Origin of the sequence: Flavobacterium restrictum, assembly GCF_007097245.1 — a bacterium.
Lineage (GTDB): Bacteria > Bacteroidota > Bacteroidia > Flavobacteriales > Flavobacteriaceae > Flavobacterium > Flavobacterium restrictum.
This window is the reverse complement of the sequence record NZ_VJZT01000012.1, coordinates 15,169-39,775: the sequence shown is the minus strand read 5'-3', so window position 1 is coordinate 39,775 and position 24,607 is coordinate 15,169. Positions and strand designations below refer to the sequence as shown.

General features: G+C 35.0%; 24 protein-coding genes. 23 read left to right on the top strand and 1 reads right to left on the bottom strand.

Annotated elements, in window-relative coordinates; translation table 11 throughout:
- Nucleotides 1-205: 205 nt before the first annotated feature.
- The 3 genes from pyrH to FNW21_RS11640 all read left to right on the top strand — a co-directional run bounded on the left by pyrH (nt 206) and on the right by FNW21_RS11640 (nt 4,122).
- Nucleotides 206-913: a UMP kinase gene (pyrH, locus tag FNW21_RS11650; protein WP_144256926.1), complete on the top strand. Its 708-nt coding sequence runs from the start codon at nt 206-208 to the stop codon at nt 911-913.
- Between the two features lie 43 nt (nt 914-956).
- Nucleotides 957-1,520: a ribosome recycling factor gene (gene frr, locus FNW21_RS11645; protein ID WP_144256925.1), complete on the top strand. Its 564-nt coding sequence runs from the start codon at nt 957-959 to the stop codon at nt 1,518-1,520.
- Nucleotides 1,521-1,629: 109 nt separating this feature from the next.
- A complete protein-coding gene (locus FNW21_RS11640; protein WP_144256924.1) occupies nt 1,630-4,122 on the top strand; it encodes a DUF5686 family protein in 2,493 nt (830 codons plus the stop codon).
- A 147-nt stretch (nt 4,123-4,269) separates the two neighbouring features.
- Here FNW21_RS11640 and FNW21_RS11635 read toward each other — a convergent pair whose 3' ends face one another.
- Entirely contained in the window at nt 4,270-5,043 is a 774-nt protein-coding gene (locus FNW21_RS11635; protein WP_144256923.1) for a Bax inhibitor-1/YccA family protein, read from the bottom strand.
- A 468-nt stretch (nt 5,044-5,511) separates the two neighbouring features.
- On the opposite strand from FNW21_RS11635, the gene FNW21_RS11630 reads away from it, so the two are divergent.
- From FNW21_RS11630 to FNW21_RS11535, 20 genes are all read left to right on the top strand, one after another.
- Nucleotides 5,512-6,306, top strand: a complete 795-nt coding sequence (locus FNW21_RS11630; RefSeq protein WP_144256922.1) for a LytR/AlgR family response regulator transcription factor — start codon at nt 5,512-5,514, stop codon at nt 6,304-6,306.
- A gap of 172 nt (nt 6,307-6,478) precedes the next feature.
- Nucleotides 6,479-6,721: a 3-oxoacyl-ACP reductase gene (locus FNW21_RS11625; RefSeq protein WP_144256921.1), complete on the top strand. Its 243-nt coding sequence runs from the start codon at nt 6,479-6,481 to the stop codon at nt 6,719-6,721.
- A gap of 99 nt (nt 6,722-6,820) precedes the next feature.
- Nucleotides 6,821-8,842 (top strand): tetratricopeptide repeat-containing sensor histidine kinase, encoded by a 2,022-nt coding sequence (locus FNW21_RS11620; protein WP_144256920.1) that lies wholly within the window; start codon nt 6,821-6,823, stop codon nt 8,840-8,842.
- An 18-nt stretch (nt 8,843-8,860) separates the two neighbouring features.
- Nucleotides 8,861-9,559, top strand: a complete 699-nt coding sequence (locus tag FNW21_RS11615) for a response regulator (protein WP_144256919.1) — start codon at nt 8,861-8,863, stop codon at nt 9,557-9,559.
- Nucleotides 9,560-9,764: 205 nt separating this feature from the next.
- Nucleotides 9,765-11,516 (top strand): aspartate--tRNA ligase, encoded by a 1,752-nt coding sequence (aspS, locus tag FNW21_RS11610; protein WP_144256918.1) that lies wholly within the window; start codon nt 9,765-9,767, stop codon nt 11,514-11,516.
- A gap of 111 nt (nt 11,517-11,627) precedes the next feature.
- Nucleotides 11,628-11,822 (top strand): cold-shock protein, encoded by a 195-nt coding sequence (locus FNW21_RS11605; RefSeq protein WP_077378011.1) that lies wholly within the window; start codon nt 11,628-11,630, stop codon nt 11,820-11,822.
- 236 nt (nt 11,823-12,058) lie between these two features.
- Nucleotides 12,059-12,424: an NADH-quinone oxidoreductase subunit A gene (locus FNW21_RS11600; RefSeq protein ID WP_144256917.1), complete on the top strand. Its 366-nt coding sequence runs from the start codon at nt 12,059-12,061 to the stop codon at nt 12,422-12,424.
- Between the two features lie 164 nt (nt 12,425-12,588).
- Complete coding sequence (locus FNW21_RS11595; protein ID WP_144256916.1) at nt 12,589-13,137, top strand: NADH-quinone oxidoreductase subunit B; 549 nt, start codon at nt 12,589-12,591, stop codon at nt 13,135-13,137.
- A gap of 2 nt (nt 13,138-13,139) precedes the next feature.
- On the top strand, nt 13,140-13,661 hold the full coding sequence (locus tag FNW21_RS11590) for an NADH-quinone oxidoreductase subunit C (RefSeq protein ID WP_144256915.1): 522 nt from the start codon (nt 13,140-13,142) through the stop codon (nt 13,659-13,661).
- A gap of 32 nt (nt 13,662-13,693) precedes the next feature.
- Entirely contained in the window at nt 13,694-14,932 is a 1,239-nt protein-coding gene (locus FNW21_RS11585) for an NADH-quinone oxidoreductase subunit D (RefSeq protein ID WP_144256914.1), read from the top strand.
- 82 nt (nt 14,933-15,014) lie between these two features.
- Nucleotides 15,015-15,545, top strand: coding sequence for an NADH-quinone oxidoreductase subunit NuoE family protein (locus FNW21_RS11580; RefSeq protein WP_144256913.1), 531 nt, complete (start codon nt 15,015-15,017; stop codon nt 15,543-15,545).
- Nucleotide 15,546: 1 nt separating this feature from the next.
- Nucleotides 15,547-16,914 carry an NADH-quinone oxidoreductase subunit NuoF gene (gene nuoF / locus FNW21_RS11575; protein ID WP_144256912.1) on the top strand — a complete coding sequence of 456 codons (1,368 nt, stop codon included), beginning with the start codon at nt 15,547-15,549 and terminating at the stop codon, nt 16,912-16,914.
- A 43-nt stretch (nt 16,915-16,957) separates the two neighbouring features.
- Entirely contained in the window at nt 16,958-17,983 is a 1,026-nt protein-coding gene (locus tag FNW21_RS11570; protein ID WP_144256911.1) for a 2Fe-2S iron-sulfur cluster-binding protein, read from the top strand.
- Nucleotides 17,984-17,986: 3 nt separating this feature from the next.
- Nucleotides 17,987-19,039 (top strand): NADH-quinone oxidoreductase subunit NuoH, encoded by a 1,053-nt coding sequence (gene nuoH / locus FNW21_RS11565; RefSeq protein WP_144256910.1) that lies wholly within the window; start codon nt 17,987-17,989, stop codon nt 19,037-19,039.
- Nucleotides 19,040-19,165: 126 nt separating this feature from the next.
- A complete protein-coding gene (locus tag FNW21_RS11560; RefSeq protein WP_144256909.1) occupies nt 19,166-19,690 on the top strand; it encodes an ORF6N domain-containing protein in 525 nt (174 codons plus the stop codon).
- 150 nt (nt 19,691-19,840) lie between these two features.
- Nucleotides 19,841-20,386 (top strand): NuoI/complex I 23 kDa subunit family protein, encoded by a 546-nt coding sequence (locus FNW21_RS11555; RefSeq protein WP_185963925.1) that lies wholly within the window; start codon nt 19,841-19,843, stop codon nt 20,384-20,386.
- Entirely contained in the window at nt 20,386-20,925 is a 540-nt protein-coding gene (locus tag FNW21_RS11550) for an NADH-quinone oxidoreductase subunit J family protein (protein ID WP_144256907.1), read from the top strand. Before FNW21_RS11555 ends, FNW21_RS11550 begins: the two co-directional genes overlap by 1 nt.
- 1 nt (nt 20,926) lies before the next feature.
- Nucleotides 20,927-21,247 (top strand): NADH-quinone oxidoreductase subunit NuoK, encoded by a 321-nt coding sequence (nuoK, locus tag FNW21_RS11545; RefSeq protein WP_073205053.1) that lies wholly within the window; start codon nt 20,927-20,929, stop codon nt 21,245-21,247.
- Between the two features lie 5 nt (nt 21,248-21,252).
- Nucleotides 21,253-23,145: an NADH-quinone oxidoreductase subunit L gene (gene nuoL, locus FNW21_RS11540; protein ID WP_144256905.1), complete on the top strand. Its 1,893-nt coding sequence runs from the start codon at nt 21,253-21,255 to the stop codon at nt 23,143-23,145.
- Between the two features lie 9 nt (nt 23,146-23,154).
- Entirely contained in the window at nt 23,155-24,597 is a 1,443-nt protein-coding gene (locus FNW21_RS11535; protein WP_144256904.1) for a complex I subunit 4 family protein, read from the top strand.
- Nucleotides 24,598-24,607 lie beyond the last annotated feature (10 nt).

Genomic DNA, 24,607 nt, shown 5'->3' with positions numbered 1-24,607 from the left:
TTTTTAATAAAATGAGAATATGTCTATATTTGCACAAAATAATTCAATTCACCTGAATAGAGTTAGCGGCAGCACGACTCCAAATTTTAAATAACAAATCGGAATGACTTGAGTTTGCGACAGCATGACTCCAAATTTTAAATAACAAATCGGAATGACTTGAGTTAGCGACAGCATGACTCCAAATTTTAAATAACAAATCGGAATGAAATATAAAAGAATTCTTCTAAAATTAAGTGGCGAAGCTTTAATGGGCGAGTTGCAGTACGGAATTGACCCAAAAAGATTAGCTGAATATGCTGATGAAATCAAACAAATTCATGATAGAGGTGTGGAAATTGCCATTGTTATTGGTGGTGGAAATATTTTTAGAGGTGTTGCAGGAGCAAGTGCAGGAATGGATCGCGTACAAGGCGATTACATGGGAATGCTAGCTACGGTAATCAACGGTATGGCATTGCAAGGAGCACTCGAAGAAAAAGGAATGCTAACCCGATTGCAAACTGCTTTGAAAATTGAGTCTATTGCCGAGCCTTATATCAAGCGACGAGCCGTTCGCCATCTCGAAAAAAGAAGAATTGTGATTTTTGGTGCAGGTACCGGAAATCCGTACTTTACAACTGATACTGCAGCCGTTTTAAGAGGTGTGGAAATTAATGCCGATGTGATTTTGAAAGGAACTCGCGTGGATGGAATTTATGATTCGGATCCAGAAAAAAATAAAAGTGCCGTGAAATTTGATTTCATTTCCTTTGAAGAGGTTATTAAAAAAGGATTAAATGTAATGGATTCTACCGCTTTTACGTTGAGTCAGGAAAATAAATTGCCAATTGTTGTTTTTGATATGAACACCATGGGGAATTTATTGAAAATTTGCGAAGGCGAAAATATAGGAACAGTAGTTAATATATAACTGGCTTTTTAGATGATCTAAAAATCCAAAAAAATCTAAAAAAATGACCGAAGAAATTGAATTTATATTAGATAGCACCGAGGAATCCATGAATGGTTCTATTGCACATTTAGAAAAATCATTCTTAAATATTCGTGCCGGAAAAGCATCTCCAGCCATGTTGGGTAGTGTTTTTGTAGATTATTATGGGTCTGCGAGTCCACTGTCACAAATGTCCAAAATAAGCGTTCCAGATGCAAGAACAATTACGTTGCAACCGTTTGAAAAAAACATGCTGCACCCAATTGAAAAAGCAATTATGGTCGCTAATATTGGTTTTAACCCCATGAATAATGGTGATGTTATCATCATTAGTGTTCCTCCTTTGACCGAAGATCGTAGAAGAGATTTGGCAAAACAAGCCAAATCAGAGGCCGAAGATGCTAAAATTGGGATTCGTAATGTTCGAAAAGATTCCAATTCAGATATTAAAAAATTAGAAAAAGACGGAACTTCGGAAGATATTTGCAAAAGCGCCGAGGAAGAAGTACAAAATTTGACCAATAAATTTATTAGAAAAATAGATGAATTATTGGTGCTAAAAGAAGCCGAAATCATGAAAGTGTAAGGACTCATTTACCTTTAAAAAAATCCGTTCCAGCGAACGGATTTTTTTATTGCTGCTTTTAGTATACCAAAATAATGGTATTTTCGTTTTTCTTTGAACACTACTTTTTATGAAGCATGCACGCCTGTTGTTCTTGTTTTTTACATTTTCGCTTCATGCGCAATTTCAAATAAATGGGATTGTCAAAGATGGGACTTCTAATCTACCCCTTCCATTTGCTACCATTACTGCTAATGGTGGTATCAATACCATATCCGATGTTGACGGAAAATTTACGCTTGCTACTACAAATGAGTTGACCCAATTCGAGGTTTCGTATATTGGATTTTCTAAAACGACCGTTTTTACAGCAAAAAATAAGTCTTATTATTGGGTTGCAATGGGGGCGAAAACAACTGATTTAGCCGAAATTAAAATTGCCAATTCCAAACAAGCATTAGCCTTAATTCAAAAAGTTATTGCCAACAAAAACAATAACAACCCGCAAGTACAGCTACAAAGTTTTGATTTTAAATCCTATACTAAACTCCTCGTAACTGCTAATCCGGATTCGATACGCAGCGAATTGGATTCGGTTTTTATCGTGAAATCGTATGGGAAAAAGTTTGTGAAAATAGATTCTTCTAATTATAAGTTTAAAGAAATTATTAAGCAACAACATTTGTTTCAAACCGAAAAAGTGTCCCAATTTCAATTCAATAATCACAAACTGAAAGAAACGATTTTAGGGACAAAAATGGCAGGTTTCAAGCAACCCATATACGAAATACTAGGATTTAATTTGCAATCGTTTTCTATTTACGATTTGCGTTATGAACTTTTTGAAACCAAATACAACAGTCCCATTGCTACCGATGCGCCTAATGAATACAATTTTAAATTGCTCGATTCGGTAATCATTGATGGCCGGCCAACAGCCATGGTTTATTTCAAAAAGAAACGAAAAGCAGCAGGATTAGAAGGTGTTTTGTACATAGATACGCAAAATTTTGCAGTCGCAAAAGCGGTTATGCGCATAAAAGGAGTCCTTGATATAAGCGGTGTTCATACATTTACTTACATTCCTCAAGTGCAATTGTGGTTTCCTAATGATAAGATTTTTAAAATTGTAAAAGGCAAAAATGACGATGACATCAAGATTCTTGGTGGTACGATTCAGTTTGATGGCGATGTGGCCAAAGATTTTAAAACCCGAAAAAAACAAGCTTCGGATTATACGTATTTACTATCGCAAACCCACAATTTTGATATCAAGTACAACCAACCCATAACAATCAAAAAAGCGTCAATTTTTATTGAAGTCAAAGACGATGCCATCAACAAGCCAGAAAGTTTTTGGGAACACTTCAGGAAAGACAGTTTAGACGCCCGAAGCCAAAAAACATATAGCGCTCTCGATAGCCTTTCGGTAAAAAGAAGAATCGAAAGCCGATTGACTTTAGGTCGAAAAATTCTCAACGGGTATTTGCCTGTAGGATTTGTAGATTTGAATTTACGAAAGTTCATTAGTTTCAACAATTACGAAGGTTTTCGGGTAGGAGCGGGCGGAATAACGAACGATCATTTTTCGAAAATCCTAAAAATGGAGGGCTACACCGCTTATGGTATCAAAGACGGAAAATTAAAATACAATTTAGGTATTGGTACTCGATTGGGCAAGTTTTCGAACTCTTGGATTGGCATTTCCTATACGGATGATGTTAAGGAAATTGGCAGCACCACTTGGTCGATTGACAAGCGCGCCTTTAAAATTTATGATCCAAGACCCATAAACATCAGCACTTTTTATAATTATGTGAGCTGGAAAGGCGTTATTGAAACCAAAATTATCCCAAAAACCGAAAGTGTTTGGGAGCTTTCGCAAACGGTTGTTACTCCAAAATTTAATTATCTGTACAACCTAAACGGAAAATTATACGATAATTATACCTTGACTACAGCAATGGTTTCGTTGCGTTGGTCGCCTTTCAGCGATTATATGCAAACGCCATCAGGAAGAATTGAAGTCGAAAAAAGGTTTCCAAAATTTACGTTTCAAATTACGCAATCGTTACCCAAAATAGCCAATAATGATTTTGAATTCAGCAAGTTTGATTTTAGAACCGAGTACGAAAAAAAGTATTTGAATGGTCAAAAAACCAATTTGCTATTTGAAGCTGGTTATGCTCTAGGCGATTTGCCCATTACGCATTTATACAATACGGCACCTAATAATTTGACCAAGGAAACGGTACTGCAACGAATTACTTTTTCAGGGAAAAACAGTTTTGAAACCATGTATTTCAATGAGTTTTTCTCTAGTAAATTTGCTTTTTTTCAGTTCAAACACGGGTTTAGCAGAGTCGTTATTTTCAAAAAAATAAAACCATCATTGGTTTTGGTTTCTAGAATGGCTTGGGGCGCTATGGAACATCCCGAGCAACATGTAGGGATTGAATATAAAACTCTAAAAGATGGTTTTTTTGAGTCAGGAATCGAACTCAATCAAATTTATAAAGGATTGGGATTGAGCGGTTTTTATAGATATGGCCCCAATCAATTGTCTAAATTTGAAGATAACATTGCCGTAAAAATTAGTTTCGTTATTGATTTAGGACTTTGATTCTTTTTAGATTAAAGATCCAATAATCAAAAAAAGTAAAACTGTCCTTTTTAGTATTAAAAAAGGTTTTCACAATTAAATCCAAAAAAAAAGCCTCAAAAGAATGCAATTCTTTTGAGGCTTTTGCCTAATTTGTTTCTAAATTAATTAGTTTTTGCTCGATAGTTTAGAAAGCAATCGCAAAAACTCGATATACAACCAAACTAAAGTAATCATTAAACCCATTGCGCCATACCATTCCATGTATTTGGGCATTTTTTGTTCCGCACCTTTTTCTATTCGGTCAAAATCCAAGAACAAATTCAAAGCAGCAATTACAATTACAAACACGCTAATCCCAATGCTCATTCCTGAATTCCCGTAATGTACCGGTGTAAAACTAGTAAACATCGAGAATAACCATGAAACAAGATAATAGGTAGCAATGGCAAGCGTTGCGGCAAGCACAACCGATTTGAATTGCTCGGTTACTTTTACAATTTTGTATTTATAAAGTCCCAAACAAACCAAAAAAGTAACAAACGTAGCTCCAACAGCCTGAATAACAATCCCAGGATAACGAGCTTCAAAAATGGCTGATATTCCTCCTATAAAAAGTCCTTCAAATAACGCATAACCAGGTGCTAAATATGGAGATAATTGCGGTTTGAAAGCCGAGGTCACAACCAAAATCAATCCAATTATAGCGCCTCCAAAAGCTGGAATTATAGGATTCATACCATTAAATGTTAACCACCAAATCACCGTTGCCGATGCAGTTAGCAATAAAAACAGGATCAAACTTTTATTAATTGTTCCTGACAAAGTCATCTCGGTGTCGTAACCCAAGACAGTGGCTTGATGTACTTCGTCTTTTTTGGAAACAGTAGCTGTCGAAAAAGTTTTGTTAGTTAAAAACGGATTTTTAGAATTGAATGCCATAGTTTCTGTTTATTTTTTATTGGATCAAATATAAATTATATTTTCTATTACAATTGTTTAAATAGTCTTAATTTTTATATGGAATTCAATTTTCTTAAAACAAAAATCTTCAATAATAGACTTTTAAATCCAAATTAAGTCATTTGATTGATTGTGACTAAAGTTAGGATTTCAGTAAAGCACAAAATCAATTGTTCCATAGCGGTACAAAATTAGAAATCGAATCTTTGCCTGATCATTCATAATTTTAAAATATGCAGTTCAACGGATTTATTTGCATTTCACCATAATCTGTTAACATTGAGCGCTAATGTGTTAACAACAGACCCTAAAAAACAGTGTATTGTTTATTTTTAGCTAGTTAAAGCATTAATAATTTCCAATTAGTTTACCAAAACTAGCTGTAATGCAAGCCAATTTCAATTACTAAAGCTGATAAAAAACTAAACTATTTAGTAAAAACTATTGATGACGTATTCATACATAATCATTGACGACAATGAAGACAGTATCCTGAAAACCAAAGCTGTGGCTGATTGTTTTTTGGAACTTTCTTTTGTAGGAAAAGCTCAAAATTATGAAGACGGTTTGAACTTAATATTAGAATACAACCCGCAACTAGTTTTTTTAGAAATTGACCCAACGGATCCAAATAGTAATTTATCAATAACACTCCTGAATGAATTACACCGTTATTTGAACGTCATTCCAAAAATAATTATCACTACAACCAAAAAAGACTTCACTTATGAGTGTATAAAACATCAAGTTACCGATTATTTTATAAAACCAGTAGCCCGTATCGATTTGATCAAATTGCTTTTGAAGTTGGATAAATCAGTACCGCAGGAAGACCCAAAACCTGCAACAAATACCATTAATCCTGAAAAACCAGTTCAACTTCAAGCCCAACAACCTCTTGTATTGTGCATAAAATCCTATGGCGATTACCGGTACATTAATGCCAATGACATTTGTTATTTGCAAGCCGACAATAATTCAACGGATTTACATTTAAATAATGGCGAAATCGTTACCGCTTTCAAAACACTAAAACATTTTGAAGCACTAGTACCCCAACCATTCGTGCGCATTCACAACAGTTATATTGTAAATAAAAATTACATTTCTAGAATTCATACTGGAAATACCGTGTGTTATATCAAAAACACCACTACAAAACTTCCCTTTTCAAAAACCTACAAGACTAATATTGACCTTATAATTAGTGAGATTTCGGCTGGAAACTATCTCGAAATTTAAAAAAAAGTCATTTACCCAAATTTGACCAGTATTCACTATCAAACGAACTCATTCTACCACAAACGCATTTTTTTTCATTCTAATTCAGGAGTTGCTGTATACTTTTACTATGTCATTAAGCAATAATAGTGGCAAAAACCTTTAAAAAACGTATAAACATAAACCCCAAATCATGAAAAAAACTATCTTAACCATCGGATTATTCTCATTAGTAATGGTATTAACATCATTTACTTCAAATGAAAAAGCAGCCAAAAACATCAATGAAAAAAATACTTCAATTGAAATCAATGGTGGAAGTAGTGTTGGTGGAAATAAAAAAGTTGACATTAATGGTGGAAGCAGCGTTGGTGGAAACAAAAAAGTTGACATTAATGGCGGAAGCAGCGTTGGTGGAAACAAAAAAGTAGATTAATTAAAAAGCATCAAATTTTATATTAGGGCTATCATTTTATGGTAGCCCTTTTTTTATTTCAATAGTTTTACTATTTTTGGTCATAATGCAAAAAAACTATTGAAAAAATCTCTCCTCATACTTGTCATTTTCATTGTTGTTCTTTTTGGATGTACCAAAAAGAACAACAATGAAAATTCAGTAAGTCTAACAAATGACAGTCTCTCTTCATATTTATCTTTGGCTAACGACGACAGTCTCACCTTAACTAAAAAAAAAGAATACAACCAGAAAGCTTTTGAAATCATTATTAATCAGGAAAATGATTCAATTAATAGAATAAATCTATTTAAAATAGCTAATAGGTATTACAACATGAACGATTGGAATGATTACAAAAAAACAGTTCGTTTAATTATAAAAAATGCAGAAATAGGAAAAGACAATATAAACACTGCAAAAGCATTCACTTATTTAGGAGATTATTACGTCTCACAAGGCATTTCAGATAGTGCATTTATGTATTATTTTAAAGCTGAAAAAATGTATTTAAAGCTTAATGACAACTATAATTTAGCAAGAACTCGATTAAGTAAAGCGAATTTACAGTATGGGGAAAGTGACTTTTTGGGAGGAGAAATTGCCGTTTTTAATGCCTTAAAAGTTATAAAAGGAGAAAAAGCAAATGATATTTTGTATGACGCAAACAATCTATTGGGTGCTATTTACAATGAAATAGGTGATTATAACAAAGCAATTGAATTTCATAACAAGGCACTTGAAAGCATTGATGACAAAGTGATTCCTAACGTTTTTCAGTCAAAAGCAACATCCCTAAACAATATTGGGTATGTCTATCAAAACTTGAATGAACATAGTAAAGCTAAAAAATATTTTCAAGAAGGCTTGTCCCAAAAAAAATTGAAAATAGACAAACCTGCCTTATATGCTATGCTAGTAGATAATTTAGCGTATTCCAAATTTAAATTAAAAGAGCTCGATAGCCTTCCTGAAGAATTTATAAAATCATTGAAAATAAGGGACAGCTTACAATTAACATCTGGTGTATTCATAAACAAAATACACTTATCGGAGTTTTATGCCTATCAAAAAGATTCTGTAAAAGCGATACAATATGCCAACGAAGCACTTACCACTTCTAGAAAAGCAAAAAATTTTAGAAATGTTTTGGCGGCACTCAAACAAATCGCACTTGTCGAGCCCAAAAATGCCACTCGATACTCCAAAGAATACATTCACATCAACGACAGTCTTCAAAAAGCCGAACGAAAAATAGGTGATAAATTCTCGCGAATTGAATACGAAACCGATGAAATAAAAAACGAAAACACCGATTTAGTAATTCAAAACAGGAATTTGCTCTATGTATTTGGACTTGTTTTGCTCCTAACTGCCTTTACTTTTATTAGTATAACCCAACGAGCCAAACACCGAGCACTCCTATTTAAACAGGAACAGCAAAAGGCAAATACCGAAATTTACAACCTAATAATTTCGCAACAAACAGCCATTGAAAGCAGCCGTCTCATCGAAAAAAAACGAGTTGCAAGAGAACTTCACGACGGTGTTTTAGGACGTATGTTTGGCGTACGTATTAATCTAGACAGCTTGAATCAAATCAATGACCAAACTGCCTTTGAGAAAAGAAATGATTACCTCACGGAATTAAAAAATATCGAACAAGACATTCGTGAAATTTCACATGATTTGAACCGAGAAAAGTCGGATTTAATTAATAACTTCGTAGTATTGGTGGAAGATTTATTTGAAAAGCAAAAAAACACCTATACGTCCAAATTAATTTCCAATATTGACGCGTCAATCAAATGGGAATTAATTAGTAATGCTACTAAAATCAATTTGTATCGTATTGTACAAGAAGCCCTTCAAAACAGTAATAAATACGCCAAGGCAACTACCATAATTATTGAGTTTAAAAAAGAATTAGACAATTTAGTTTTGGTAATCAGCGACAACGGCATTGGTTATAATGTCAAGAAAGCTAAAAAAGGCATTGGTTTACAAAATATAATTTATAGAACCAATGAATGTAATGGCACAGTTACAATAATTTCAAAAATAGGAGAAGGAACAACTATTACAGTTAATGTTCCAACTTAACTAAAAACCTACGCAGTAATGAAAACCGAGTCAATTGATGTAAAAACTAGGATTAAAAACAATATTTTAATCGTAGACGACCATCCTTTTATAATAGAAGGATACAAAAACGCCATTACCCGATATAACCCAAATGAATATGATTTTGCAATTACGCAGTCCAAAGATTGTAAATCAGGATATGAAGCCATAATAAATCCTGAAATAGTTCCTTATGACATTGCTTTTTTAGATATAAGTATACCCCCTTACGAAGAAAAAGGAATTTTTTCAGGCGAGGATTTAGCTAAATTACTTCTCAAAACAATGCCCAATTGCAAGATTATTCTACTCACGATGTACACAGAATCATTGCGAATAAAAACAATAATAAAAGACATAAATCCGAGCGGTCTAGTCATAAAAAATGATTTGACCTTTAATGAATTACTTTTTGCTTTCGATAAAATATTGAAAAACGAAAAATATTACAGCCAGTCTGTTTTACAACTCTTAAGTCAATTGCAAAACGATACGATAGAAATTGACCAAATCGACAAACAAATTTTGTTTCAATTATCAAAAGGGACAAAAATGGCAGCAATGCCACAATACATTCCCATTTCAATAAGTGCTATCGAACGTCGTAAAGAAAATTTAAAAGTGTTATTAAAAATGGAAAATGGAACTGATACAGATTTAGTCAATATTGCCAAAAATAAAGGACTTTTAGCATAAAACATAAATCCATAAATTTCTAATAGGTTCGCTAAATACGAACCTATTTTTTGGTAAAATAAAAAAATATTCTAGTTTAATTGCCATATAAAAATTCTTTTATGTTTGTTCCAAAACCTGATTTTTACCCATATTATTAATAATTAGTACTAAATTTGCACCCTAGTTCAAAATATGGACTTGATAGTAATTTAAAATATAAAACATGTACAGAAGTCATAATTGCGGTGAATTAAACGCCTCTCACATCAATACAGAAGTTACACTTGCCGGTTGGGTTCAAAAATCACGCGATAAAGGATTTATGAATTGGGTAGATTTAAGAGACCGATACGGAATAACGCAATTAATTTTTGACGAAAGTCGCTCCATAAAAGCCGTTTTTGATGCTGCAAAAACGCTTGGTCGCGAATATGTAATCCAAGTAAAGGGAAGCGTTATTGAGCGTGAAGCCAAAAACAAAAATATCCCAACGGGAGAAATCGAAATATTAGTATCTGAATTAAAAATTCTAAACGCATCGCTGACTCCTCCATTTACCATTGAAGACGAAACTGATGGTGGAGAAGATATTAGAATGAAATACCGTTACTTGGATATTCGTAGAAATCCGGTGAAAAACAGCTTGCTTTTCCGTCATAAAGTAGCGATGGAAGTACGCAAATACTTATCTGATTTGGATTTTTGCGAAGTAGAAACACCTTACTTAATCAAGTCAACACCAGAAGGAGCTAGAGATTTCGTTGTTCCTTCTCGAATGAATGCAGGGCAATTCTATGCTTTGCCACAATCGCCACAAACGTTCAAACAATTATTGATGGTGGGTGGCATGGATAAATATTTTCAAATAGTAAAATGTTTCCGTGACGAGGATTTGCGTGCCGATAGACAACCCGAATTTACACAAATCGATTGCGAAATGGCTTTTGTCGAGCAAGAAGATATTTTGAATGTATTTGAAGGGTTGACTAGACATTTATTAAAAGAAATAAAAGGCATCGAAGTCGCTAAATTCCCCAGAATTACTTACGAATATGCCATGAAAACGTACGGAAATGACAAACCAGACATTCGTTTCGGAATGGAATTTGGTGAATTGAACGCATTTGCACAACACAAAGAATTCCCAGTTTTCAATGCTGCCGAATTAGTAGTTGGAATAGCAGTTCCAGGAGCAGGAAATTATACCCGTAAAGAAATTGACGCCTTAATTGACTGGGTAAAACGTCCACAAGTAGGTGCAAGCGGAATGGTTTATGTAAAATGCAACGAAGATGGCACTTTCAAATCTTCCGTAGATAAATTCTACGATCAGGACGATTTGACCAATTGGGCAAAAACCACAGGAGCCGTTGCTGGCGATATGATTTTTGTGCTTTCTGGCTCAGCTGATAAAACAAGAACACAACTTTCGGCTTTGAGAATGGAATTAGCCACACGTTTAGGATTAAGAAATCCAGCTGAATTCGCACCACTTTGGGTAGTGGATTTTCCTTTACTAGAATTCGACGAAGAAAGCGGACGCTATCACGCCATGCACCATCCCTTTACCTCGCCAAAACCTGAAGACATGCGCTTACTGGAAACAAACCCGGGGAAAGTGCGTGCCAATGCTTATGATATGGTCTTGAACGGGAACGAAATTGGAGGTGGTTCTATTCGTATACACGATAAAGCGACGCAACAATTAATGTTTAAATATTTAGGTTTCACCGAGGAAGAAGCCAAAGCGCAATTTGGTTTCCTAATGGATGCGTTTCAGTTTGGAGCACCGCCACACGGAGGTTTAGCCTTCGGTCTAGACCGATTAGTGGCCATTTTAGGTGGTCAAGAAACCATTCGTGATTTCATTGCTTTCCCAAAAAATAATTCGGGTAGAGATGTAATGATTGATGCGCCATCAACTATTGATGAATTGCAATTAAACGAATTACATATTCAATTAAGTTTAAAATAAAAGCCGAAACAACTGTAAATCAATATTTTTACAAAAAAATAATGCAAGAATAACTTTCGTATTATATTAAAGATTACATTTGCCTCATTATAAATTATTATTATTATTACAATGCGTACAGGTACAGTTAAATTTTTCAATGAATCTAAAGGTTACGGATTCATTACAGACGAAGAAACAGGAAAAGACATTTTTGTTCATGCATCAGGAATCAACGCGGAAGAATTGCGCGAAGGTGACAGAGTTAGCTATGAAGAAGAAGAAGGAAGAAAAGGTAAAGTTGCTGCTAAAGTAGCAGTTCTTTAAGCATAAAAATAGTTACCTATTTTTGGCACAAATGTCTAAAAAACGTTTCGATTTATTTCGGAACGTTTTTTTTTACATAAAACTCAATAAACAAGATTATAAATACAGGATTATTTATAATCATTAAAAATTACAAGAAAACCGTATTTTGACTGAAACTAATTCTAGTCATTAGCTTGTGTTTTAAATGCGCTAAAGCTATATTTGTAGCTTGTTTTATAACAAATACACATATTATGCAATCCGATCAAATAAATTATATTCCTATCCTGATGCAACTCGTTTTAGCAGTAGGATTTGTTGCAGGAACCATTTTTGTTTCTGGAAAATTAGGGCCAAAAAGAAACTCCGAGACCAAAGATAAAAACTTTGAATGCGGGATCGAATCCGTAGGTAATGCCCGAATTCCTTTTTCGGTTAAATACTTTTTAGTAGCCATTCTTTTTGTATTATTTGATGTCGAAGTAATCTTTTTATACCCTTGGGCAATCAATTTCAAAGAATTAGGTATCGAAGGTATGTTTAAAATGATTGTGTTCATGTTTTTATTATTGGTGGGGTTCTTTTACATCATCAAGAAGAAAGCATTAGAATGGGAATAGAGAAATTTTAAATTTTAGATTTTAGATTTTATATTTGACAACAGTTAAATTATAGCATTTTAGATTTAAAATAAATTTCTCAAATTAAAATATTGATTTAAAAAATGATTTTTTTTAAAGATTCACAGGAATCTAAAATCTAAAATCTAAAATCTAAAATTAAAATGAGCAATTCAAATATAGAAATGGTAGCACCTCCAGAAGGTGTTTCAGGCGAAGGTTTTTTTGCTACAAAACTCAATGATGTCGTTGGTCTAGCACGCGCCAATTCGCTTTGGCCATTGCCTTTTGCAACCTCTTGTTGTGGTATCGAATTTATGGCAACCATGGCATCGCATTACGATTTAGCCCGATTTGGATCAGAAAGAGTAAGTTTTTCTCCTCGTCAAGCCGATATGTTAATGGTAATGGGGACGATTTCTAAAAAAATGGCACCCATTTTACGACAAGTGTACGAGCAAATGTCAGAGCCTCGTTGGGTTATTGCTGTTGGTGCTTGTGCGTGTTCTGGTGGGATTTTTGACACTTATTCGGTTTTGCAGGGAATTGATAAAGTAATACCTGTTGACGTTTATGTACCTGGTTGTCCGCCAAGACCGGAACAAATTGTGGATGGCGTGATGAAATTGCAAGAAATAGTAAAAAGCGAATCCGTAAGAAGAAGAAGTTCTCCCGAGTATCAAGAATTATTGGCTTCTTATAATATCAAATAAAAATGGCTTTAGAAACAATAGAAATCCAAGAAAAACTAGTGGCCACTTTTGGTTCGGCGGTTTTTCAATTCGATCAAGAAAAAGATATTTTTTCATTTGAAGTTGATGCTGACAAAATTACGGCTGTGATTCTCTTCTTGAAAAACGACCCAACATTACGCTTTCATTTTTTAACCGATTTATGTGGTATTCATTATCCTGATAATGAAGAAGAAAGGCAATTTGCAGTCGTATATCATTTGCACAATTGGTACGAAAACAAACGCATCAAAATTAAGTCTTTTATAAATGGAGCAAAACCCGAAATAAAAACAATATCCAATATTTTCTTGAGTTCCAATTGGATGGAAAGAGAAACTTGGGATTTTTTTGGAATCAACTTCATCGGGCATCCACAATTGAAACGTATTTTGAACATGGATGAAATGATTTCGCATCCGATGCGAAAAGAATTCCCAATGGAAGACAGCGGAAGAACTGATAAAGACGACCGTTTCTTTGGAAGAACAACAATAAATAGCTAGAAACACATCATATAATTTTTCACATTAGATAAATGTCAGAACTATTATTACCACCAGAGCATCGCTATGCTAAAATAATCCAAGAACGGCACAATGAAGATGGAAGCGAGCTTTCTATCTTGAATTTAGGTCCAACACATCCTGCTACACACGGTATTTTTCAAAATATCTTGTTGATGGATGGGGAGAAAATTCTGGAAGCCGAACCTACTATTGGTTACATTCACAGAGCTTTTGAAAAAATTGCCGAAAACCGTCCTTTTTACCAAATCACGCCACTTACGGATCGTATGAACTATTGCTCTTCTCCCATTAACAATATGGGTTGGTGGATGACTTTAGAAAAACTATTAGGTGTTGAAGTTCCTAAAAGAGCCCAATATTTAAGAGTTATCGTGATGGAATTGGCACGAATTACGGATCACTTAATTTGTAATTCAATTCTTGGTGTAGATACAGGAGCCTATACGGGTTTTTTGTATGTTTTTCAGTTTAGAGAAAAAGTATATGAAATCTACGAAGAAATTTGTGGAGCCCGTTTGACAACAAATATGGGAAGAATTGGTGGTTTCGAGAGAGATTGGTCGCCAAAAGCTTTTGAATTATTAAATACATTTCTTATTGATTTCCCTATAGCTTGGAAAGAATTTGAAAACCTGTTTGAAAGAAATAGAATTTTTATTGACCGTACCGTAAATGTGGGAGCCATTACCGCCGAGAAAGCTATGGCTTATGGATTTACAGGTCCAAACCTTCGTGCTGCTGGCGTTGATTATGACGTTCGGGTAGCACAACCATACAGTTCCTACGAAGATTTTGATTTTATTGTTCCTGTTGGAAAATCTGGAGATACGTACGATCGTTTTTGCGTTCGTAATGCCGAAGTTTGGGAAAGCATTAGCATTATTAAACAAGCCTTGGCAAAAATGCCAGAAGGAAACGAATTTCACGCCGATGTTCCTGAATATTACCTTCCCCCAAAAGAAGACGTGTATCACAATATGGAATCCCTTATTTATCATTTCAAAATTGTAATGGGCGAAATTCCCGTTCCAGTTGCCGAAATCTACCATCCTGTTGAGGGAGGAAATGGAGAACTTGGTTTTTATCTCGTAACCGACGGCAGTCGTACGCCATATCGATTGCATTTCCGCAGGCCTTGCTTCATATACTATCAAGCCTACCCAGAAATGATTAAAGGAGCTTTACTTTCGGATGCAATTGTTATTTTATCAAGTTTAAATGTTATTGCTGGAGAATTAGACGCATAAAAAAATTATAAATGATGAATTTTAAATTATAAATTATTCGAAAATATTTAAAATTTATAATTCAAAATTTAAAATAATTAAAATGGAAAGAACGTACCACAAACAAGAAATAAACATGACCGAAGCATTGATGAATCGCATCGATGAATTAATCAGTCATTATCCTGAAGACAAAAGAAAATCAGCTTTATTGCCTGTTTTACACGAAGTTCAAGATGCTCACGAGAATTGGTTGAGTATTGAATTAATGGATAAAGTCGCCCAAATACTTTTGATAAAACCTGTCGAAGTGTATGAGGTGGTTTCTTTTTACACCATGTTTAATCAAAAACCTATTGGTAAATACATGTTTGAATTTTGTCAAACTTCACCCTGTTGTTTGAATGGAGTAGAAAACTTGATGGATTACACTTGTGAAAAACTGGGTGTAAAAATTGGGGAAATAACTCCAGACGGACTTTTTGAAATACGAGGCGTAGAATGTTTAGGAGCTTGTGGCTATGCACCAATGATGCAATTGGGTGATTTTTACAAGGAACATTTGAATGAAACAAAAATCGATCAATTGATTGCCGATTGTAAAGGAGATAAAATTATATTACACGATAAATAATATGTCACAAAAAATATTATTAGACAAAATCAATATTCCTGGGATTAAAACCTACGAAGTCTATCGTGCAAACGGTGGGTATGCCTCGGTAGAAAAAGCGTTAAAAACCCTAACACCAGACGAAGTAGTCGAAGAAGTGAAAACTTCGGGATTGCGTGGTCGTGGAGGTGCCGGTTTTCCCGCAGGAATGAAATGGAGTTTTATTGACAAAAAATCAGGAAAACCACGTCATTTGGTTTGCAACGCCGATGAGTCAGAGCCTGGAACATTCAAAGATCGTTATTTAATGGAATATATCCCTCATTTATTGATTGAAGGAATGATTACCTCCAGTTATGCTTTGGGTGCAAACCGTTCTTATATCTACATTCGTGGCGAATATATGTGGGTGTACAAAATTTTAGAAAGAGCCATTAACGAAGCGAAAGCTGCTGGATTTTTGGGAAAAAATATATTAGGTTCAGGATTTGATTTAGAACTTTATGTTCAAATAGGAGGAGGAGCTTACATTTGTGGTGAAGAAACAGCCTTGATAGAATCTCTAGAAGGAAAACGAGGTAATCCACGTATTAAGCCGCCATTTCCAGCGGTTTCTGGACTTTGGGCAAACCCAACTGTGGTCAATAACGTAGAAACTATTGCCGCTGTGCCTTGGATTGTAAACAATTCAGGTGCGGATTATGCCAAAATTGGAATCGGTCGTTCTACAGGAACCAAATTGATTTCTGCCTCGGGACATATTAAAAATCCAGGAGTTTATGAAATAGAATTGGGATTATCCGTTTATGAATTCATGAATTCCGACGAATATTTGGGCGGAATGAGTTCCGATCGTCCATTGAAAGCCTTTGTGCCAGGAGGAAGTTCTGTTCCTGTTTTACCAGCACATTTAATTTACAAAACAGCCGCAGGCGAAGATCGTTTAATGTCCTACGAATCCTTAAGCGACGGTGGTTTTGCCACAGGTTCTATGTTAGGTTCTGGAGGTTTTATTGTTTACAATGACACGTCTTGCATTGTTAGGAACACTTGGAATTTTTCTCGCTTTTACCACCACGAATCGTGCGGACAATGCACACCGTGTCGCGAAGGAACAGGTTGGTTAGAAAAAGTATTACATAGAATCGAAAATGGTCACGGTCGTGAGGAAGACATCGATTTGCTTTTGAGTATTCAATCCAAAATTGAAGGAAACACGATTTGTCCTCTTGGAGATGCCGCTTCGTGGCCTGTAGCTGCTGCAATTCGTCATTTTAGAGAGGAGTTTGAATACCACATTCGTTTTCCAGAAAAAATAAAAAACAGAGACCATTTTGTGAATGAACCTTTTGAGAAAGTGAAGCATTTAGTTGCGAAACAATACATTTAAGAATAACGATTTTGATTTCAGAAATAAGAAATAGTAGCCGATAATGAAAGTAACAATAGACGGTCAGTCAATAGAAGTAGCGCCAGGAACAACCATCCTGCAAGCAGCACGTATGATTGGTGGAGATGTAGTGCCGCCAGCGATGTGTTATTATTCTAAACTAAAAGGCAGCGGTGGTAAATGCCGTTGTTGTTTGGTAGAAGTTGCCAAAGGAAGTGATGCCGATCCGAGACCAATGCCAAAATTGATGGCATCGTGCGTAACGGGTTGTATGGACGGAATGGAAGTAAACAGCAAATCATCTGAAAGAGTCACCGAAGCCCGAAAATCGGTAACCGAATTTTTGTTGATCAATCATCCTTTGGATTGTCCCGTTTGTGATCAAGCAGGAGAATGTGATTTGCAAAACTTAAGTTTCGAGCACGGAAAATCACAAACCCGTTTTATTGAAGAAAAAAGAACTTTTGAACCCGAAAATATAGGTCCAAATATTCAATTGCACATGAACCGTTGTATTTTATGCCAACGATGTGTACAAGTTGCGGATCAATTGACCGATAATAGAGTGCATGGTGTGATGGATCGTGGGGATCATGCCAATATTTCGACTTGTATTTCGAAAGCGATTGACAATGAATTTTCAGGAAATATGATTGACGTGTGCCCTGTAGGTGCTTTGACCGATAAAACCTTTCGTTTCAAATCGAGAGTTTGGTTTAACAAACCTTATAATGCTCACAGAGATTGCGATAAATGTTGCGGTAAAACAACCGTTTGGATGTTTGGTGGCGAAATACAACGGGTAACGGGTCGCAAAGATGAGTACCATGAAGTAGAAGAATTCATTTGTAACGGTTGCCGTTTTGATCATAAAAACGTGGAAGATTGGACAATCGAAAGCCCAAGAGAATTCGAGAAAGATTCGGTTATCAATCAAAATAATTACACCCAAAAATTAGAAAAAGTAGAAATAGCAACCGAAAAAAATATTCTTTTGGGTAGAGATGAAGACCGGAAAAAAATTAGTATGGCTGAAATTCCATTGAATGCTAATAATACAAATTCATAAGCAATGGATAGTACGTTTATTATAGAAAAAAGTGTTGTTATTGTTGTGGTCTTTGCCATAACTATGATTATGGCCATGTATTCTACTTGGGCAGAGCGTAAAGTAGCAGCTTACTTGCAGGATAGAGTTGGTCCTAATCGTGCCGGGTGGGGAGGTTTATTACAACCACTTGCTGACGGATTGAAATTATTCTCGAAAGAAGAATTTGAACCCAATACCCCAAATCGATTTTTGTTTTTTGTTGGACCCGCAATAGCCATGAGTACCGCTTTGATGACGAGTGCCGTTATTCCTTGGGGGGACAAATTACATATTTTTGGCAGAGATATTTTATTACAAGCTACTGATTTAAACATTGGATTACTCTATGTATTTGGAGTAGTATCGGTGGGTGTTTATGGGATTATGATTGGCGGATGGGCATCAAATAATAAGTTTTCATTGATGGGAGCGGTTCGTGCCGCTTCGCAAATGGTATCTTACGAAGTTGCGATGGGATTGTCGATGATTGCCTTGTTGATGATGACTGGAACGTTGAGTTTGAGAGAGATTTCGGCACAACAAGCAGGAATGAATTGGAATGTATTTTACCAGCCACTATCCTTTTTAATCTTTTTGATTTGTGCTTTTGCAGAAACAAACAGGACCCCTTTTGATTTAGCGGAATGCGAAAGTGAATTAATTGGAGGATACCATACAGAATATTCTTCGATGAAAATGGGATTTTATCTCTTTGCTGAATATGCAAATATGTTTATTTCGTCTACGATTTTAGCGATTTTGTTCTTTGGAGGTTATAATTATCCCGGAATGAGTTGGGTTGTTGAAAACGTTGGGGTGAATATTGGGAATATCATTGGAATTATTGTTTTATTTGCAAAAATTTGTGGATTCATCTTTTTCTATATGTGGATTCGTTGGACGATTCCAAGATTTAGATACGATCAATTGATGCATTTGGGATGGAGAATATTGATTCCGCTTTCGATTGTAAATATTATGATTACTGGAATTGTGCTTTTGAGGAGTGATATAGCAGCTTATTTGGGATTTTAAGATTGTAATTTTAATCTATTCTATAATAGAATAACGAAAAATTACATTTTGAGAAGCCAATTGGCACCTCAAGTTAAAATACAGGTGGTCACAATCTGTGACCACATCCAAAATAAAAATTAAAAAATGGATACAGAATTTATAATTACAGAAGAATTTATAATGAGTAAAATTTTACTTATTAGAAATCAAAAGGTAATGATTGATTCTGATTTAGCAACACTATACGGAGTTACAACTAAACAATTGAACCAACAAGTAAAAAGAAACACAAAACGTTTTCCAAATAATTTTATGTTTCAATTGACTGCTATTGAAAAAGAGCAGGTGGTAGCAAATTGCGACCACCTCAATAAATTAAAATTCTCGTCAACCTTGCCTTATGTTTTTACAGAACATGGAACAATGATGTTAGGGAATATATTGACCAGTGATAGAGCAATTGAATTTAGTATAAAAATAGTCGAAGCATTTATAAAAATGAGAGAATTTCTAACTAACAATTTGAGTGTTAAGTTAGAAATTGAGGATATAAAAAAAAAATTAATAAATCACGATAAAAACATAGAGCTTGTTTTCAATTATCTAGATGAATTAATTGATAAGAATGAAAACAGAATCGAAAGAACGAAAATTGGTTATAAAAACTAGAGTGTATTAAATACGAAATACCCTAGCCCTGATAGTAGTAAAAATCCTTTTGTACCGATGTTCGGCATAAAAAATTGTAACGGATTGCTTCGCCAGTTCGCTCTTTCAGGCTCGGGTGCAGGATTAGCTTCAAAATAAAAAAAAATAAAAATGTCAATAGAAACTATATCCTTGTCGGGTAGAAAAAAAATGGTCTCCAATAAGGAGATGACTTTTTTGGAACGCATGTATCTTGTAGCGATTGTAAAAGGGTTGTTGATTACCATCAAACACTTTTTTACAAAAAAAGCAACAATTCATTATCCTGAACAAGTGCGGGAAATGAGTCCTGTGTACCGTGGACAACACATGCTAAAACGAGATGAACAAGGTCGTGAAAACTGTACGGCTTGTGGTTTGTGTGCCTTATCGTGTCCTGCTGAAGCAATTACAATGAAGGCTGCTGAACGTAGAGGAGACGAAAAACACTTGTACCGTGAGGAAAAATATGCCGAAATATATGAAATCAATATGTTGCGTTGTATTTTTTGTGGATTGTGCGAAGAAGCGTGTCCGAAAGATGCGATTTACTTGACCACTTCAAAGGTTTTGGTTCCTTCTAGTTACGAAAGAGAAGATTTTATTTTTGGAAAAGATAAATTGGTGATGCCACTAGAAATGGCAATGAAAAATGCTCAACTAAAAAACGCTAATTAATGATACACATACCTGATTTAGCTCATGCGACGCCTGTACAAATTGTTTTTTGTATTCTAGCAATCATCACGTTAGCGACTGCTTTTTTGACTATTTTTAGTCGGAATCCTATACATAGTGCCATTTATTTGGTCATTTGTTTTTTCTCGATTGCGGGTCATTATTTGTTGTTGAATGCTCAATTTTTGGCCATTGTACATATAATAGTATATTCTGGGGCTATTATGATTTTGTTCCTGTTTACGATTATGTTAATGAATTTGAATGAAGAACATGAGGTACACAAACCCCGAATTACAAGGCTTGGAGCAATTGTATCTTTTTGTTTAATTTGTATTGTTTTGATTGCCATATTTATTAATTCGAAACCTATAGTTGGTGATTACGACTCTAGTGGAGAAGATTTTCAATCTATAAAAGTGTTGGGGAAAGTGTTGTTGAACGAGTATATGGTTCCTTTTGAATTTGCATCGATATTGTTATTGGTAGCAATGATTGGAACGGTTTTATTGTCTAAAAAAGAAAAACTAGAAAAATAAGATGAATAATATTTTAAATCAGATTGGTATTGAAAACTATATCTTCTTGAGCGTTATCCTTTTTTGTATAGGCGTTTTTGGAGTTTTGTATAGACGAAATGCCATCATCGTATTTATGTCGATTGAAATCATGTTAAATGCCGTGAACTTATTGTTTGTTGCCTTCTCTACGTACCATCAAGATGCACAAGGACAGGTTTTTGTGTTTTTTTCGATGGCAGTAGCCGCTGCAGAAGTTGCGGTGGGATTGGCAATTTTGGTTTCTATTTTTAGAAATTTAGGATCCATTACAATTGATAATTTGAAAAACTTAAAAGGATAATGGAAATGAATACCAACATAGCTTTAGTTTTAGTTCTCGCTCCTTTTTTAGGGTTTTTAATCAATGTCTTTTTCGGAAAAAGTTTAGGAAAATCAGTTTCTGGAATGATTGGAACGGTTTCGGTTGTGGTTTCATTTGTCGCAACGCTTTATTTTTTTATGCAAATAAACAACACAAAACAACCCCTATCGATTGCATTGTTTGACTGGATTCAAATAAGCAATATTAAGGTGAATTTTGGTTTCTTGTTAGACCAATTATCCGTTTTATGGTTGTTATTTGTAACTGGTATAGGTGCTTTAATCCATTTGTATTCGTTCAGTTATATGCACGATGATGAAAAAATGCACTCCTTTTTTGCCTACCTGAACCTATTTATTTTCTTTATGATACTACTCGTTGTGGGTAGCAACTTATTGGTATTATTCATTGGTTGGGAAGGCGTGGGACTTTGTTCCTACTTATTGATTGGTTTTTGGTATAAAAATCAACATTTTAATGATGCTGCCAAGAAAGCATTCATTATGAATAGAATTGGAGATTTAGGATTACTCGTTGGGATTTTTATCATTGGAAATTTATTTTCGACATTAGATTATGTTAGTTTAAAAACTGCAATTACTGGTGCCACAAATTTAAATACATATTGGATCTCCATAGCGGCATTTTGTTTGTTCATAGGCGCTTGCGGAAAATCGGCACAAATTCCTTTGTATACGTGGTTGCCTGATGCGATGGCGGGGCCAACACCAGTTTCGGCATTGATACATGCAGCGACAATGGTAACTGCAGGGATTTTTATGATTACAAGATTAAATTTTGTTTTTGATTTGGCTCCACAAGTACAAACTATTATTGCAATTATTGGTGCGATTACAGCATTAGTAGCCGCTACAATAGGTTTGGTTCAAAATGATATTAAAAAAGTCTTGGCGTATTCTACGGTTTCGCAACTGGGATTGATGTTTTTGGCTTTGGGATTGGGTGCTTATGAAGTAGCTGTTTTTCATGTAATCACACATGCTTTCTTTAAAGCGTGTTTGTTCTTGGGGTCAGGATCTGTGATTCACGGTTTGCATGGCGAACAAGACATGCGTAAAATGGGTGGTTTGAAGAAAGCGATGCCTATTACCTATATCACGATGCTTATTGCTTCATTAGCAATTTCTGGAATACCGCTATTTTCTGGATTTTTCTCCAAAGATGAAATTTTATTAGTCGCTTTTGAACATAGTATTCCACTTTGGGTAGTGGCTTCTATTGCATCTATCATGACGGCATTTTATATGTTCCGATTGATGTATTTAACATTCTTCAACGAATTTAGAGGAACGGCAGAGCAAAAACACCATTTGCACGAAAGTCCTGCTTTGATCACATTTCCTTTAATTGTATTGGCTGTTTTGGCAACAATTGGCGGTATCATTAGCTTGCCTTTTCCAGAATACAATTGGTTAAACGGGTATTTAGCGCCACTTTTCACGAAAGTAGCGACAGAAGAACATGGTTTAGGCAGCACCGAATACCTATTGATGACACTTGCCGTTATTGGTGGAGTAGTGGGAATTGCTATTGCGTACATCAAATACAACAAACAAAATACTGTTCCTGCCGAAGACGCTGCAATTACTGGATTCTCTAAAGTATTGTACAACAAATATTATGTAGATGAAATTTACAATTTTGTTTTTGTAAAAACGATAAACGAATTGTCCCGTTTCTTTAGAGACATTGTCGAAACGAGTTTGTCGGCATTGGTTTTTGGATTCGGAAAAGTAACGAACGAAATTGGTTTTTATGGCAAAAAAGTACAAAATGGAAGTATTGGATTGTATCTTTTTGCTTTCGTATTAGGGCTTTGTGCCATTGTTTCCTATTTATTTTTAGCTCAACAATAATTCTATATTATGAATGTATCTCTTCTACTAATACTGCTTTTGGTTGGTGCTATTGTCACTTATCTTGCTGGCGATAAACTGGCATCAAAAGTAGCTTTGTTCTTTGGTTTGGCATCACTTGGTTGCACTATCGTTTTATTAAACCATTATAATTTGGGTGAAAACATCAGTTTTATTACACGATGGATTACACAACCTAATGTATCCTTTGCCTTAAAAGCCGATGGACTTTCGTTAGCTATGGTGCTTTTGACAACAGCACTAACTCCTATTATCATCTTTTCTTCTTTTGGAAATGAATATAAAAATTCAAAAGCATTTTATGCCTTAATCCTATTTATGTCGTTTGCAATGACAGGAACATTCCTGGCATCAGATGGGCTTTTGTATTACATATTTTGGGAGTTAGCACTTATTCCTATTTACTTCATCGCATTGATTTGGGGAAATGGCGATGCCGAAGATCGCAAAAAAGCAGTGGTGAAATTCTTTATTTACACGCTTGCTGGATCTTTATTTATGCTTGTCGCTTTTGTTTATTTGTACCTCAAAGCAGGCAGTTTCTTGATTGAAGATTTATACAAACTTAACTTATCCTCTAGCGAACAATTGTGGATTTTCTTGGCTTTCTTTTTGGCGTATGCCATCAAAATTCCTTTGATTCCTTTTCACACTTGGCAAGCCAATGTGTATCAAAAAGCACCTACCGTTGGGACAATGTTACTTTCTGGGATTATGTTAAAAATGGGATTGTACAGCGTTATCCGTTGGCAATTACCATTGGCTCCACTTGCCGCAAAAGAGTATTTACCTGTCTTGATTGGGATTGGAATTGCGGGCGTTATTTATGGTTCGATCGTGGCTTTGAGACAAAAAGATTTGAAAAAATTATTGGCGTATTCATCATTAGCACACGTTGGGCTGATTTCCGCAGGAACCTACACTTTGACACTTGATGGATTGAGAGGTTCGGTTTTGCAAATGATTGCTCACGGATTTGTAGTTGTGGGATTATTTTTTGTAGCCGAAATCATTTTTAGAAGATATGAAACAAGAACTATAGCCGAAATGGGTGGTATCCGTGCACAAACGCCCAAATTCACTTCCTTATTTTTACTATTGGTATTGGCATCTGTAGCGTTACCTACCACATTTAACTTTGTAGGAGAATTTACGGTTTTATACAGTTTGTCTCAAATCAATGTTTGGTTTGCTGTTTTGGGAGGAACGACCATTATTTTGGGCGCTTATTATATGTTGAAAATGTTTCAATACACCATGTTGGGAGAAACTAACAAACGTATTTTTGCCGATGTAACTGCCAATGAAGGAATCACATTAGTACTAATCGTTGCTGTATTGTTCTTTTTTGGTCTGTATCCAAAACCAATTATAGATTTGATCACACCAAGTCTAGAAGAAATTTTAACCCAAATTAATCGAATTAACTAGTCAAATAAAA

Bases quoted from the DNA above. Each gene is read 5' to 3' on its own strand.
- pyrH (WP_144256926.1), top strand. From the start codon at position 206: ATGAAATATAAAAGAATTCTTCTAAAATTAAGTGGCGAAGCTTTAATG.
- frr (WP_144256925.1), top strand. From the start codon at position 957: ATGACCGAAGAAATTGAATTTATATTAGATAGCACCGAGGAATCCATG.
- FNW21_RS11640 (WP_144256924.1), top strand. From the start codon at position 1,630: ATGAAGCATGCACGCCTGTTGTTCTTGTTTTTTACATTTTCGCTTCAT.
- FNW21_RS11635 (WP_144256923.1), bottom strand. From the start codon at position 5,043: ATGGCATTCAATTCTAAAAATCCGTTTTTAACTAACAAAACTTTTTCG.
- FNW21_RS11630 (WP_144256922.1), top strand. From the start codon at position 5,512: ATGACGTATTCATACATAATCATTGACGACAATGAAGACAGTATCCTG.
- FNW21_RS11625 (WP_144256921.1), top strand. From the start codon at position 6,479: ATGAAAAAAACTATCTTAACCATCGGATTATTCTCATTAGTAATGGTA.
- FNW21_RS11615 (WP_144256919.1), top strand. From the start codon at position 8,861: ATGAAAACCGAGTCAATTGATGTAAAAACTAGGATTAAAAACAATATT.
- aspS (WP_144256918.1), top strand. From the start codon at position 9,765: ATGTACAGAAGTCATAATTGCGGTGAATTAAACGCCTCTCACATCAAT.
- FNW21_RS11605 (WP_077378011.1), top strand. From the start codon at position 11,628: ATGCGTACAGGTACAGTTAAATTTTTCAATGAATCTAAAGGTTACGGA.
- FNW21_RS11600 (WP_144256917.1), top strand. From the start codon at position 12,059: ATGCAATCCGATCAAATAAATTATATTCCTATCCTGATGCAACTCGTT.
- FNW21_RS11595 (WP_144256916.1), top strand. From the start codon at position 12,589: ATGAGCAATTCAAATATAGAAATGGTAGCACCTCCAGAAGGTGTTTCA.
- FNW21_RS11590 (WP_144256915.1), top strand. From the start codon at position 13,140: ATGGCTTTAGAAACAATAGAAATCCAAGAAAAACTAGTGGCCACTTTT.
- FNW21_RS11585 (WP_144256914.1), top strand. From the start codon at position 13,694: ATGTCAGAACTATTATTACCACCAGAGCATCGCTATGCTAAAATAATC.
- FNW21_RS11580 (WP_144256913.1), top strand. From the start codon at position 15,015: ATGGAAAGAACGTACCACAAACAAGAAATAAACATGACCGAAGCATTG.
- nuoF (WP_144256912.1), top strand. From the start codon at position 15,547: ATGTCACAAAAAATATTATTAGACAAAATCAATATTCCTGGGATTAAA.
- FNW21_RS11570 (WP_144256911.1), top strand. From the start codon at position 16,958: ATGAAAGTAACAATAGACGGTCAGTCAATAGAAGTAGCGCCAGGAACA.
- nuoH (WP_144256910.1), top strand. From the start codon at position 17,987: ATGGATAGTACGTTTATTATAGAAAAAAGTGTTGTTATTGTTGTGGTC.
- FNW21_RS11560 (WP_144256909.1), top strand. From the start codon at position 19,166: ATGGATACAGAATTTATAATTACAGAAGAATTTATAATGAGTAAAATT.
- FNW21_RS11555 (WP_185963925.1), top strand. From the start codon at position 19,841: ATGTCAATAGAAACTATATCCTTGTCGGGTAGAAAAAAAATGGTCTCC.
- FNW21_RS11550 (WP_144256907.1), top strand. From the start codon at position 20,386: ATGATACACATACCTGATTTAGCTCATGCGACGCCTGTACAAATTGTT.
- nuoK (WP_073205053.1), top strand. From the start codon at position 20,927: ATGAATAATATTTTAAATCAGATTGGTATTGAAAACTATATCTTCTTG.
- nuoL (WP_144256905.1), top strand. From the start codon at position 21,253: ATGAATACCAACATAGCTTTAGTTTTAGTTCTCGCTCCTTTTTTAGGG.
- FNW21_RS11535 (WP_144256904.1), top strand. From the start codon at position 23,155: ATGAATGTATCTCTTCTACTAATACTGCTTTTGGTTGGTGCTATTGTC.